The sequence below is a fragment of the Streptomyces sp. CB02400 genome, assembly GCF_001905725.1.
In the GTDB taxonomy this organism is placed as follows: Bacteria; Actinomycetota; Actinomycetes; order Streptomycetales; family Streptomycetaceae; genus Streptomyces; species Streptomyces atrovirens.
In genome coordinates, this window is the sequence record NZ_LIWB01000007.1 from 42,888 (window position 1) to 55,577 (window position 12,690).

Annotated in this window: 11 protein-coding genes; 9 read left to right on the forward strand and 2 right to left on the reverse strand. The window is 72.4% G+C overall.

Features of this window, described 5'->3' with window-relative positions:
* The first annotated feature begins 21 nt into the window (after window positions 1-21).
* Window positions 22-333, forward strand: a complete 312-nt coding sequence (locus AMK33_RS18350) for an SCO4225 family membrane protein (protein ID WP_073933920.1) — start codon at window positions 22-24, stop codon at window positions 331-333.
* Between the two features lie 80 nt (window positions 334-413).
* Here AMK33_RS18350 and AMK33_RS18355 read toward each other — a convergent pair whose 3' ends face one another.
* Window positions 414-2,408, reverse strand: coding sequence for a flavin monoamine oxidase family protein (locus AMK33_RS18355; RefSeq protein WP_073933921.1), 1,995 nt, complete (start codon window positions 2,406-2,408; stop codon window positions 414-416).
* Window positions 2,409-2,697: 289 nt separating this feature from the next.
* Between AMK33_RS18355 and AMK33_RS18360 the strand changes: the two genes are divergently transcribed.
* A complete protein-coding gene (locus tag AMK33_RS18360; protein WP_073933922.1) occupies window positions 2,698-4,596 on the forward strand; it encodes a CASTOR/POLLUX-related putative ion channel in 1,899 nt (632 codons plus the stop codon).
* A gap of 163 nt (window positions 4,597-4,759) precedes the next feature.
* Here the strand turns inward: AMK33_RS18360 and AMK33_RS18365 are convergent, their stop codons facing one another.
* Entirely contained in the window at window positions 4,760-5,677 is a 918-nt protein-coding gene (locus tag AMK33_RS18365; protein ID WP_073934180.1) for a LysR family transcriptional regulator, read from the reverse strand.
* 128 nt (window positions 5,678-5,805) lie between these two features.
* On the opposite strand from AMK33_RS18365, the gene AMK33_RS18370 reads away from it, so the two are divergent.
* Genes AMK33_RS18370 through AMK33_RS18400 form a run of 7 tightly spaced genes read left to right on the forward strand, consistent with a single transcriptional unit; the run spans window position 5,806 to window position 12,592 of the window.
* Window positions 5,806-6,807 (forward strand): fumarylacetoacetate hydrolase family protein, encoded by a 1,002-nt coding sequence (locus AMK33_RS18370; protein WP_073933923.1) that lies wholly within the window; start codon window positions 5,806-5,808, stop codon window positions 6,805-6,807.
* Window positions 6,804-7,760, forward strand: coding sequence for a cyclase family protein (locus AMK33_RS18375; protein ID WP_073933924.1), 957 nt, complete (start codon window positions 6,804-6,806; stop codon window positions 7,758-7,760). The genes AMK33_RS18370 and AMK33_RS18375 overlap by 4 nt, the downstream gene beginning before the upstream one ends.
* Window positions 7,761-7,784: 24 nt before the next feature.
* Window positions 7,785-8,915, forward strand: a complete 1,131-nt coding sequence (locus tag AMK33_RS18380) for an FAD-dependent oxidoreductase (protein ID WP_073933925.1) — start codon at window positions 7,785-7,787, stop codon at window positions 8,913-8,915.
* Entirely contained in the window at window positions 8,912-9,910 is a 999-nt protein-coding gene (locus tag AMK33_RS18385; protein ID WP_073933926.1) for an amidohydrolase family protein, read from the forward strand. The genes AMK33_RS18380 and AMK33_RS18385 overlap by 4 nt, the downstream gene beginning before the upstream one ends.
* Before the next feature lie 4 nt (window positions 9,911-9,914).
* On the forward strand, window positions 9,915-10,847 hold the full coding sequence (locus AMK33_RS18390) for a VOC family protein (RefSeq protein ID WP_073933927.1): 933 nt from the start codon (window positions 9,915-9,917) through the stop codon (window positions 10,845-10,847).
* Window positions 10,848-10,871: 24 nt separating this feature from the next.
* Window positions 10,872-11,843 carry a fumarylacetoacetate hydrolase family protein gene (locus AMK33_RS18395; protein WP_073933928.1) on the forward strand — a complete coding sequence of 324 codons (972 nt, stop codon included), beginning with the start codon at window positions 10,872-10,874 and terminating at the stop codon, window positions 11,841-11,843.
* On the forward strand, window positions 11,840-12,592 hold the full coding sequence (locus AMK33_RS18400) for an SDR family NAD(P)-dependent oxidoreductase (RefSeq protein WP_073933929.1): 753 nt from the start codon (window positions 11,840-11,842) through the stop codon (window positions 12,590-12,592). The genes AMK33_RS18395 and AMK33_RS18400 overlap by 4 nt, the downstream gene beginning before the upstream one ends.
* The last annotated feature ends 98 nt before the right edge of the window (window positions 12,593-12,690 follow it).

The following is a 12,690-nucleotide window of genomic DNA, read 5'->3' on the forward strand; positions in this document are numbered from 1 at the left end:
ACGATCCAGGAGTCCACCACCATGACCGGTCCAGGTCCGTCCGTCCTGCGCGGTGTGCGCCGTGCCCTCGGCACGGCCGCCGCCCGTATCTACCTGGCGGGCTGTGCACTGCTGCTCGGATGGGCGCTCGTGGTCGCCTCCGACGGGTCCATGGCGGCTGTCATCCCGCTGTTCGCCACCGTCCCGGCCAGTCTCGTCCTGCTGCTCGTCCTTCCCGAAGGCAGCATGATGTTCCTGCTCTCCATCGTCCTCGGAGCACTGATCAACGCCATGGTCATCGGCTGGTGCGCCCGTGCGCTGCGCCGTGGGGCCACCCCGGACACGGCATCCTGACGGCGGGCGCCACCACCGCAGGCCGCGGCGCCGGTGCGCCGCGGCCTGTGCCCGCGTCGTGGCTCAGGGGGCCGCTCGGCTCATGCCGTGTGGATCTCCAGGGCGGCACGCACGGCGGACTCCACGGCTCCCTCGATCCACGCCGGCTTGACGGACGTGTGGTCCCCGGCGAAGTGCAACGGCCCTTCGTGTACGGGGATGGCGGGCAGCAGCTCCGTGTGCTGCCCGGGCAGGAGCACGGACGCCTCCCCGTAGGCGTAGGGGTCGCGCAGCCAGCTCTGTGTGCGGCCCGCGCCGGTGTAGAAGACCTCGATGCGCCGGCCGTAGACCTGCTGGAGGCCGCACAGGGCGTGCGGGTACCGTGCCTCGTCGTCCAGGGAGTCCCAGCGCAGCGCGTCGTCCGCCCAGCTGTAGGACGCCAGGACCACGCCCCCCGCGCTGCCCGGAACCGGGTGGGAGGGGTGGAACATGAACCGGTTGGCGTTGTCCGACACCGACCCGCCCCCCACGACGTCGACCGCCTCCGGCTGGTCGCGCATCAGCGCGCGGTTGGCGGCGTAGTGGGTGCGCTGGCCCGCTGAGATGTGCCCGTCGGGCACCGAGGGATGGGCGCCGAGCAGGCTGCCGTCCGCGGTGGCGCGGCCGGTGCGGTATGCGTCGTACAGGCCCGGCTCGATGGCGTTCAGTTCACGCTTCCAGTCGGCCTCGCCGAACTCCCACCAGCGGCGGCTGAACTCCAGGAGCACCTTGGTCGCGCTGTCGTAGTGCAGCTCGCAGACGGCGCGGCGCTTTCCGTACGACATGGGCGGCTCGATCTGTACGTGGCGCAGTCCGGAGAACGGCACCGTCACCACGGCGACGTCCGCGGTGAACTGCTCGCGTACGACGGGCCCGTCACGGCCCTCGGACACGGTGTCCACCCACACGTGCGGTCCCTTGCTCCGGACGTGCTCGGCGTCCGGCGAAGCGCGGTCGGGGTGGTGGTACTCGATGCGCGTGACACGGCGGTCGAACCGCACCTCCTTGCGCACGCGTTCCAGCAGGGCGTCCGGCAGTACGGCCGTGCCGCCCTCCAACTCGAAGAAGGGCGTGTCGGGGCTGATGAGGGAGGAGCCGATGAAGCTGTGGATGAAGGACAGCGGGAGGCGGGAGGTGAGGTTCTCCAGGGTGCCGATCAGGTCGATGGTCCGCTCGTCGAGGCCGGCGTGCTCGGTCAGGAAGCGGAACATCGACCAGTCGCCGAACCGCTGCACCACGCGGGCCCAGCCCTTCAACTGCTCGGGGAGCGGCTTGCCGACCCGCTTGCCGTCGCGGTCGAGGCGGCTGAACTCGTCGCGCACCGGGTCCAGTACGGAGCGCAGGATGGTGGCGGCGGGGGTGTCCCAGTGGGCCCGGGGAACGCCGAAGGACCGGTTCACGCGCCGGGGCGCGCGGGCGTAGTCGGCGCGCCGTACGCGGATGCCGTTGACGTGGATCCAGGTGCGGTGGGCGGGGCGTCCCTCGGTGTCGACGTCGACGTAGTGGAAACGCCGCTTCTTCAGGTCGAACCGGTCGATCAGCTCCATCACCAGGGGATGGCTGCCGGGAATGCGCATCGCGCCCGCCTCGGCGTACTGGCGGGGATCGGCGAAGGGCTGTCCGGCGTGTTCGTGGCCGCCGTTGCGGAAGGTCTTGATGCGTCCGCCCGCGCGGTTGCCGTTGGCCTCCAGCACCGTCACCCGGTGGCCGGCCTTCTTCAGCAGCCAGGCGGCCACCAGTCCGGCCGGACCGGCGCCGATGATCAGGACGTCCCTGGGGCGTGTCCGCCGGCGTGCCGGCAGTCCCTCCTGGAGGACACGCCGGTAACGCGGGACGAGGGGGTGGTCGTCGGAGTCCAGGACGAGCAGGGCGCGGGCGACGGCGAGGCACCGGTCGAAGTCGGGGCCACGGCTCCCGTCCGGGGCGGCCGGTGCGGGCAGGGCCGCGGCGGCACCGCCGGTCAGGGCCGTCGCCGCCGTGGCCGTACCGGCCGCCGCCGTGAAGCTCCTCCGGGAGAGGCCGCCGTCCCAGCGCACCACTGTGTGATCTTCAGTCATGGCGGTCTTTGTACTGGCGGCTGCGACCGAACGTTCCCCTTTCCTCCCGGAGTTGACCCGAAGGAGCGAAACGGCGACGAACCCTGACGTCACGGCTGGCCGGCCGGTGCGGACGGCTCGGGGAACCCGAAGGAATGAATGCCGGGCGACCCCGCGATGCCGTCGCGATCTTTCCCGCACACTGCCAGGTGCGTATCCACATCCGTGCTCTCCTGTGGGCTCGCGCGGCGCGCGCGTACGCGGCGCCGTCCCGGGCCCACAGGAGTGCGGGGCGACCGAGGGGGGAAGGGTGGCGCAGCCGCGCGCTCGGTTCGGCGACAGGGCCCGTTACTGGTTCGACAGCACGCTGACCCGCGGTGCTTCCGCCCTCGTCGGCTGGATGGCGCTGTTGTGTCTGGCCGTCGTCGTCCCGGCCAGTGCGGTGCTCGTGTGGACCGACCCCGACGCGCCGGCGTCCCTGACGGACCGGTTCGCGCAGGTGTGGCGCCTGACCGGGGAGACGCTGCGGCTGGGCGGTTCGACGGGTACGCCGCTGCGAGTGACGTTGTCGCTGCTGCTCGCACTGGTCGCCCTGCTGTACGTCTCGACCCTCGTCGGTCTGATCACGACGGCGCTGACGGAGCGGCTCACCGCGTTGCGCCGGGGCCGTTCCACGGTGCTCGAACAGGGGCACGCCGTGGTTCTGGGGTGGTCGGAGCAGGTCTTCACGGTGGTGGGCGAGCTGGTGGCCGCCAACGCCAACCAGCGGCGGGCGGCGGTGGCCGTGCTGGCCGACCGGGACAAGACCGCCATGGAGGAGGCCCTGAGCACGAAGGTGGGTCCCGGCGGCCGCACGCGGCTGATCTGCCGCAGCGGTCCCACCACCGACCCGGCCGTGATCGGCCTGACCAGCCCGGAGACGGCCGGTGTCGTGCTGGTGATGCCTCACGACGAGCCGGACGCCGACGCCGAGGTGGTCAAGACACTGTTGGCGCTCAGGGCGGCCCTGCCCGGGGATGCCGTCCTTCCGCCCGTCGTCGCCGCCGTCCGGGACGACCGCTACCGCCTGGCCGCCCGTCTCGCCGCCGGGCCGGGCGGCGTCATCCTGGAGAGTGACACCGTCACCGCCCGGCTGATCGTCCAGGCCGCGCGCCGCCCCGGGCTCTCCCTCGTCCACCAGGAACTCCTCGACTTCGCCGGCGACGAGTTCTACCTGATCGCCGAACCGGCCCTGGCCGGGCGGCCGTTCGGCGACGCGCTGCTGTCCTACCCGACGTCGAGCGTCGTCGGGATGGTGCGCTCGGGCACTCCCCTGCTCAACCCGCCGGAGCAGACGCCCCTGGCCCCGGACGACCTGCTCGTCGTCATCTCCCGTGACGACGACACGGCCTGGCTCGGCGATTGCGCGGAGCTGGTCGAGAAGGGGGCGATGGCGTCCGGGCCGCCGGCACCCGCGCGAGCGGAGCGGGTTCTCCTGCTGGGCTGGAACCGCCGGGCGCCGCTCATGATCGACCAGTTGCGCCGCCGCGCCCGGCCCGGATCCGCCGTCGACGTGGTGGCGGACGATGACGAGGCGACGGTCCGGCAGGTGGACGAGGCCGACGCGCACGGCGGCACCGGCCTGGCCCTGACGCTGCACCACGGGGACGTCACTCGCCCCGAGACCCTGCGGCGTCTGGACGTCCACTCCTACGACAGCGTGATCGTGCTCGGCCGGGACCCCGCTCCCGGACAGCCGCCGGGCGACCCGGACAACCGCACGCTCGTCACCCTCCTGCTGCTGCGCCGACTGGAGGAGGCCACCGGGCGCGAACTGCCGGTGGTCACCGAACTGATCGACGACCGCAACCGGGCGCTGGCCCCCATCAGTCCCGGAGCCGACGTGATCATCAGTGGCAAGCTCATCGGCCTGCTCATGGCGCAGATCTCCCAGAACCGTCACCTGGCGGCGGTGTTCGAGGAACTGTTCTCCGCCGACGGCACCGGGGTCCGCCTGCGGCCGGCCGCCGACTACGTACTGCCCGGGTGTGAGACGTCCTTCGCCACGGTCGTGGCCGCGGCACGTCATCGCGGCGAGTGCGCCATCGGTTACCGGAGCCACGACGGCTCGTCGACGGGTCCCGGTCACGGCGTGCGGGTCAACCCGCCCAAAGCCGAGCGGCGCCGGTGGACGGCCACGGACGAGGTGGTCGTCATCGGCAAGGACTGACGGACGGTCCCGCCCGGCTGCGTCAGGGCAGGGACGTGCCTGCGGGCCATGAGCACCGGGCCGCCGGAGGACGCGTGCAGGCCCTCCCCATGAACGGCATCACCGGCGGCTCCCCGCGAGCCGGGACTCCATGGCCGTGTGCGCCCCGGGGCACGTCCGCCGGTCACTCGCCGGGGACCGGGGGCATGCGCGCCCCGACCCGCGCGGCCATGTCACGCAGCCAGATGTGGGCGGCGTCGTGGGTGTGCACCGGGTGCCACCAGAGGGCTTCCCGCAGGGGCACGGCCTCGTACGGCGGTTCCATCAGCCGCACCGCGGCGACCGGTGTCAGCAGCCTGGCCAGGCGTGCCTGGATGAGGGCGATGCGCCGGGTGCCGGCGATCATCAGGGGCAGCAGCTGGAAGCTGTCGACGGAGACCTCCACGCGCGGCTCGATGCCGAGCATGCCGAGCTGGCGCACCGCGGGAGCGTCGTACGTGCGCTGGTACGTCACCCACGGCAGCCGGGCCAGGTCCCGCCGGGTGAGCCGGTCGTCGACGTCCGGGTGGTCGGCGGCGACGAGGAGGACCCAGTGGTCGTCGTAGAGGTGGGTGGCGGGGAAGCCGCTGATGATGCCGTGCGGCATCAGGAGGCCGTCGGTGGCGCTGAGCAGGGTGGCGGTGTCGTCGACCACGGTCGGGGGCGTCTGGGTGAAGCGCAGCCGGATGCCGGGGGCCTCCTCGTGGACGACGCGGGCGAGTTCGGCGCCGAAGACGGCCACCGCGTAGTCGGAGGCCACGAGCTTGAACTCACGGTTCTCCTGCGCGGGGTCGAAGTCGGCCTGGCTGGAGAAGAGGCGTTCCAGCACGTCGTAGGCGGTGGAGGTGCGGTCGAGGAGGACCTGGCCGAGGGCGGTGAGCTCGTAGTGGCCGCCGACGCGGTCGAGGAGGGCGTCGTCGAAGTGGCGGCGCAGGCGGGCCAGGGCGGCGCTCATGGCGGGCTGGCTGAGGCCGACGCGCTGTCCGGCCCGGGTGACGTTGCGCTCCTCCAGGAGGGCGCGCAGGGCGACGACGAGGTTGAGGTCGAGGCGGGCCAGGTTCACGGTCTTCCCCTTGCGGTGCGGCGGCGACATCAGGAGCAATAAACGCCATGGATGCTGGCTATCCACAGAATCGATTTCCTTGATCGCGGGTGGCGGGTCCAGATTAGTGGCACCGCAATCAGGAGGACATGTTCGTGAAACCTGAAGCCGCGCCCGCGCTCTTCGCGGGACCGTTCGCCCTCGCCACTCTCTCGGCCCCGGACGGGCCGGCCTTCCCCGCCCTCGTGACCCCCGACGCCCGGGCCCTCGATCTCCGGGCCGCCTTCGGCGACGAGCGGCTGACCGTCCTGGGACTGCTCGGCCGCTGGGAGACGGCACTGCCCCGGCTGCGCGCGCTGGCGGCCGACACCGGCCCCGGCCGCGTCCCCGTCTCGGACCTCCGCGTCCACGCGCCGGTCGAGCCGCGTCAGGTGCTGCAGTCGGGGGCGAACTACCGGCAGCACGTCATCGACCTCCATGTCGCGCACCGGGCTCCGGGTGACGACCGCCCGGAGGAGGAGCGGCGGGCCGAGGCGGCGCAGATCATGGACCGCCGGGCGGCCGAGGACCTGCCGTACGTCTTCATCGGTCTGCCCAGTGCGATCACCGGCCCGTACGACGACGTCGTCCTTCCCGCGTGGGCCGAGCAGCCGGACTGGGAGCTGGAGCTGGCGGTCGTGATCGGCCGGCCCGCCCACCGGGTCTCCGTGGAGGAGGCGCTGGACTGCGTGGCGGGATACACGATCGCCAACGACCTCACCGACCGCGCCACCGTCTTCCGCCGGGACATGCCGCAGATCGGCACCGACTGGCTGCGCAGCAAGAACGCGCCCGGCTTCACCCCGCTCGGCCCGTGGATCGTGCTCGCCGAGTCGATCGCGGACCCCGACGACCTGCGGGTCACGCTGAAGCTGAACGGCGAGACCATGCAGGACGAGTCCACCAGGGACATGATCTTCGGCGTGGCGCGCATGGTGGCGTACGCCTCACAGACGGCGCGGCTGCTCCCCGGGGATCTGGTGCTGACCGGGAGCCCGGCCGGCAACGGCATGCACTGGGGACGGCTGCTGCGCGACGGCGATGTCATGGAGGGTACGGTCACCGGTCTCGGGGTCCAGCGCACCCGTTGTGTCGCGGAGGACGCCGCGTGAACCGCCACGATCCCGAGGGCGCGATCGCCGAGGCCGCCAAGTCGTTTTCCAACTGGGGGCGTTGGGGCGAGGACGACCGGCTCGGCACCCTCAACTTCCTGGACGAGGGCAAGCGCCGTGAGGGCGCGACGCTGGTGCGGCGGGGCGTCAGCTTCTCGCTGTCCCAGCGGTTCGACATGAACGGCCCGCAGAAGGGCTGGCGGCGGCGCACCAACCCGGTGCACACCATGCTGGACACCGGCACCGACGCGGCCCTCGGCCGCCAGGGGTTCCCGCACGGGCTGGGCGGCGCCGACGACGTGATCGCGATGCCGCTGCAGTGCTCCACGCAGTGGGACGGGCTCGGCCACATCTTCGACCACGGCAAGGCGTGGAACGGCCGCCCCGCCGAGAAGGTCGTCACCTCCGACGGCGACCTGGTCACCGGCATCGAGCACATGGCCCCGCACGTGGCCGGGCGCGGGGTGCTGCTCGACGTCGGGCGGGCGGTCGGGGAGGACGGTGAGCTGCCCGACGGGTTCGCGATCACCGAGGAGCACCTGACCGCAACCGCCGAGGCGCACGGGGTGGACGTCGGACGCGGGGACATCGTCGTCGTACGGACCGGGCAGCTCGCCCGGGTCCGCCGCGACGGATGGGGCGAGTACGCCGGCGGCCCCGCACCCGGGCTGTCGTTCACCACGGCCGGCTGGCTGCACCGTACGGAGATCGCCGCGATCGCCACCGACACCTGGGGCTTCGAGGTCCGGCCGAACGAGTTCGAGCACGCCTTCCAGCCGCTGCACCAGGTGGCCATCCCGAACATCGGCCTGCTGATCGGCGAGATGTGGGACCTGGAGGCGCTCGCCGAGGACTGCGCCGAGGACGGCGGGTACGACTTCTGGCTCACCGCCGCTCCCCTGCCCATCACCGGCGCGGTCGGCTCCCCCGTCAACCCGATCGCCGTCAAGTAACCAGCGGAACGAAGGAGTTCCCCTATGAGCACACCCCGCACGGTCCTCGTCGTCGGCGGCGGCGCGGCCGGCAACGCCGTCACCGTCCTGCTGCGCCGGGCCGGTCTGGCCGTGGACCTGATCGAGGCCAAGTCCGACTGGAACGCCACCGCCGGCTCGGGCATCACCCTCCAGGGCAACGCCCTGCGCGTCCTGCGCGAACTGGGCGTCTGGGAGCGGGTGAAGGAGTCCGGCTTCGGCTTCGGGTCGGTCGGCATCACCGCGCCGGACGGCACCGTACTGCATGTGGCCCGTGACATCCGCACCGGTGGTGACGATCTGCCCGCCACCGTCGGCATGCAGCGCCCGCGGCTCCAGCGGATCCTGATCGACGCGGTCCGCGCGAGCGGCGCCTCGGTGCGCCTGGGCACCCGGGCACAGTCCCTGGAACAGGACGCCGACGGGGTGACCGCACGGTTCACGGACGGCACCGAGGGCCGCTACGACCTGGTGATCGCCGCCGACGGCCTGGGCTCCACCACACGGGCGGCGATCGGCGTCACGGCGAAGCCCGAGCCCACCGGCATGGCCATCTGGCGCGTCGCCGCACCGCGGCCCGCCGGCGTGACCCGCACGGACCTGGCCTACGGCGGCCCGGCCTACATCGCCGGCTACTGCCCGACCAGCGAGACCACCCTGTACGCGTACGTCGTCGAGGCGAACCGTGACCGCGCGTCGATCCCGCCGGAGTCGTACGCCGACGAGATGCGCCGGCTGGCCTCCTCCTACGGCGGCTTCTGGCCGGAGATCACCGAGCACATCACCGACCCGGCGAAGGTCAACTACACCTGGTTCGACCGGATGCTGGTCGAGGGCTCCTGGCACCGCGGCCGGGTGGTGCTGGCCGGGGACGCGGCGCACTGCTGCCCGCCGACCCTCGCGCAGGGCGCCGCCCTGTCCCTGGAGGACGCCCTCGTCCTCGCCGAACTGCTCACCGGCGGCCGGGAGTGGGACGACGCGCTCTTCCAGGCGTACTACGAGCGTCGCGCCCCGCGGGTCCGTGCGGTGGTCGAGGCGTCCGTGCGGATCGGGCAGTGGCAGCTCGACGGCGTCCGTGACGCCGACGTGCCCGGCCTGATGGGCCGCACCATGACGATGCTGCGGGAGGCGCCGTGACGGGGCCCACCGTGGACGTGCACGCGCATGTCCTGCTGCCCGAGGTCGAGGCGCTGGTGGAGGGCCTGCCGGGCCTCGCGGAGGCGAGGGCGCTGGACGCCCGGCGCAACGGCCCCGCCGCCCTGTCCGTCAACGGCCCGATGGTGCGGGAGCGCATCGCGCGGCTGACGGACGTCACGGTGCGGCTGGCCGCCATGGACGCGCAGGGCGTGGACGCGCAGTTGGTCAGTCCCTCGCCCTCGCACTACCACTACTGGGCGGCTCCGGAGACGGCCGAGAAGGTGTACCGGACCGCCAACGAGGCGACGGCGGCGCACTGTTCGGCCGCCCAGGACCGGCTGCGCGGGCTCGGCCTGGTGCCGCTCCAGCACCCGGACCTGGCGGTCCGTGCCCTGGACCACGCCCTGGAGCAGGGGCTGGCCGGCGTGGAGATCTCCAGCCACGCCCCCGGGCGCGAACTCTCCGACCCGGCCTACGAACCCCTGTGGAGCCGGGCCGAGGAGACCGGCGCGATCCTCTTCCTGCACCCCTTCGGCTGCACCCTGGACGAGCGGCTGGACCGGTGGTACCTGTCCAACACGGTCGGCCAGCCGGTGGAGAACGCCGTCGCGCTGTCCCACCTGATCTTCTCGGGCGTCCTGGACCGGCATCCGGGACTGAGGGTGATCGCGGCGCACGGCGGCGGTTACCTGCCCACTCACATCGGCCGCAGCGACCACGCCTGGTCGGCCCGCTCCGACGCGGGCGCGGGCTGCGCCCACCTGCCCAGCAGCTACCTGAAGCGCCTGTACTTCGACTCCCTCGTCCACGACCCGTACGTGCTGCGGGAGCTGGTACGGGTCGCCGGGGCGGACCGCGTCCTGCTCGGCTCCGACTTCCCCTTCGACATGGGGACCGAGGACCCGGTCGCCGCCCTGCGCGCCGCACGACTGCCCGAGGCCGACTTCGACGCCGTCCGCGGCGCGAACGCCGCCGCACTCCTGAGGAAGGACTGACACCATGCGTCTGCTCACCCACCTGCGCCACGTCGACCTCGCCGTGCCCGACTACGACAAGCAGCTCGACTTCTACGCCGGCGTCTGGGGCCTGACCAAGGTCGCCGAGGACTCCGGGATCTCCTTCCTGGCCGCCGAGGGCTCCCCCGAGCAGTACGTCGTACGACTGCGCAAGGCCGACGAGAAGCGCCTCGACCTCGTCTCCTACGGCGCCGCCTCGCGCGAGGACGTCGACACCCTCGCCGAGCGGCTCCTCGCCGGCGGCGTGCAACTGATCACCCGGCCCGGCAAGGTCGACACCCCCGGCGGCGGCTACGGCTTCCGCTTCTTCGACGTCGACGGCCGCACCATCGAGGTCTCCGCCGACGTTCAGGTCAGGCAGCACCGCAGGATCGAGGAGAAGGAGTCCATCCCGGTCAAGCTCTCCCACGTCGTCCTCAACTCCCCCGACCTGAACCGCACCCGCGAGTGGTACGAGCGTCACCTCGGCTTCGCGCTCTCGGACACGCTCAGCTCGCCGCACATGGGCGAGGTCATGCACTTCATGCGGATCAGCAACCAGCACCACTCGATGGCGCTGGCCAAGGGCCCGCACACCGCGCTGCACCACATCTCCTTCGAGATGCGCGGCATCGACGAGTACATGCGCGGCTCCGGACGCGTCATCCGCGCCGGGTACCGGAAGATCTGGGGTCCGGGCCGGCACATGGCCGGGGACAACACCTTCACCTACTTCCTCGACCCGCACGGCAACACCGTCGAGTACACCACCGAACTGGAGTGCCTGGACGAGGACACCTGGCACCCCCACGTCTACGACTTCTCCCAGCCGGAGGTCACCGACCAGTGGGGCACCGCCAACCCCATGAACGAACTCGTCGCCAAGGAGTCGTTCAACGACCCCGACCGCGGCGTCTTCGTCGCCCCGCCGGTCTGATCCCGCCCTTCCCAGGAGCCCACCATGCGCTTCGCCGCATACGAGCATCAGCAGCACCGGCGAGTGGCCGTCGTGGCCGAGGACAACACGCTTCACCCACTGCCCGGCGTCACCTCGCTCACCGCCCTCCTCGCGGAGACCGGAGGGCTGCCCGGCCTCCTCGCCGCCGGCGCCGCGGCCCGTGAGGCGCCGCCCGGTCCGCAGGTGTCCGAGGTGAGGCTGCTGCCTCCCCTCCAGCCCGCGTCGGTACGGGACTTCGTCACCTTCGAGGAACACGTCGAAGGGGTGCGCCGGTCCGTCGACGGTTCGGCCGGCGTGCCCGAGCAGTGGTACGCGGCACCGACGTTCTACTTCACCAACCCGCACGCGGTCTTCGGCGCGTACGACGGCGTCCCCGTCCCCCCGGGGACGGCGGCGCTCGACTTCGAGCTGGAGGTCGCCGCGGTCATCGGCCGCGAGGGCCGCGACCTCACCCCCGAGCAGGCCCGCGACCACATCGTCGGCTACACCGTCTTCAACGACTGGTCCGCCCGTGACCTGCAGTCCGCCGAGATGAAGGTCGGCCTCGGCCCCTGCAAGGGCAAGGACACCGCCACCACCCTCGGCCCGTACCTGGTCACCGCCGACGAGCTGGAGCCGTACCGGAACGCCGACGGCTTCCTGCGCCTGGCGCTGACCGCCGAGGTCAACGGCGAGAAGGTCGGCGAGGACCTGCTGTCCCACATGAGCTGGACCTTCGAGGAGATGACCGCCTACGCCTCGCGCGGCACCCGGGTCGTCCCCGGTGACGTGCTGGGCTCCGGCACCTGCGGCAACGGCGGCTGCCTCGCCGAACTGTGGGGCCGGCGCGGCGAGCAGGTCCCGCCGCCCCTGAAGCCCGGCGACACCGTCACCCTCACGGTGGAGGGCATCGGCATCCTCACCAACACCGTCGTCCCCGGCGCCGAGCCCGTTCCCCTGCCGTCCGGCCGGCGCCGCCCCCGGGAGCGACCGTGACCGACCTGCGTCCCAAGAGGCTGCTCGGCAAGGTCGTCGTCGTGACCGGGGCGGCTCGTGGGCAGGGCGCCGCCGAGGCCGAGGCACTCACTCGCGAGGGCGCCCACGTCATCGCCACCGACATCACCGAGACGCCCGGCTGCCGCCGGCTCGACGTCACCAGTGAGCAGGACTGGGCCGAACTCGCGGCCGAGCTGCGGGAGTCGTACGGACAGGTGCACGGCCTGGTCAACAACGCGGGCATCACCTGGCGGGCCCGCGTCGGCGAGGTGCGCCCCGAGGACATGGCGCGTGTCCACGCGGTCAACGTCACCGGCCCGCTGCTGGGCATCCAGCACCTCGCACCGCTCATGCCGGCGGGCTCCTCCGTCGTCAACGTCGGCTCGTCCGCGGCCCTCACTGCGCACTACCCGGTCGCGTACACGACCAGCAAGTGGGCGCTGCGGGGCCTGTCGCACACCGCCGCGCTGGAACTCGGGCCGCGCGGCATCCGCGTCAACACGGTCCACCCCGGTTACATCGAGACGGAGATGACCGCCTCCGCGGCGCCCGTCTTCCGTGCGGCCAACATCCGCGAGACCCCGCTCGGCCGCACCGGAACGGTCGACGAGGTCGCTCCGCTGGTGGTCTTCCTGCTGTCGGACGAGTCCTCGTTCATCACGGGCGCCGAGATCCCCGTCGACGGCGGGCTCACCGCGCACGGCGGCGTCAAGTCGGTCTCCGACGCGCTGCGCGAGGGGGCGTCGTGAAGCGGCTGGAGAGCAAGGTCGCCCTGATCTCCGGCACGGCCCACGTGCGGACCAGCCGGCCGCGCGTTAGCGTGGGGAGCGTCGGCGGCAGCCAGCAG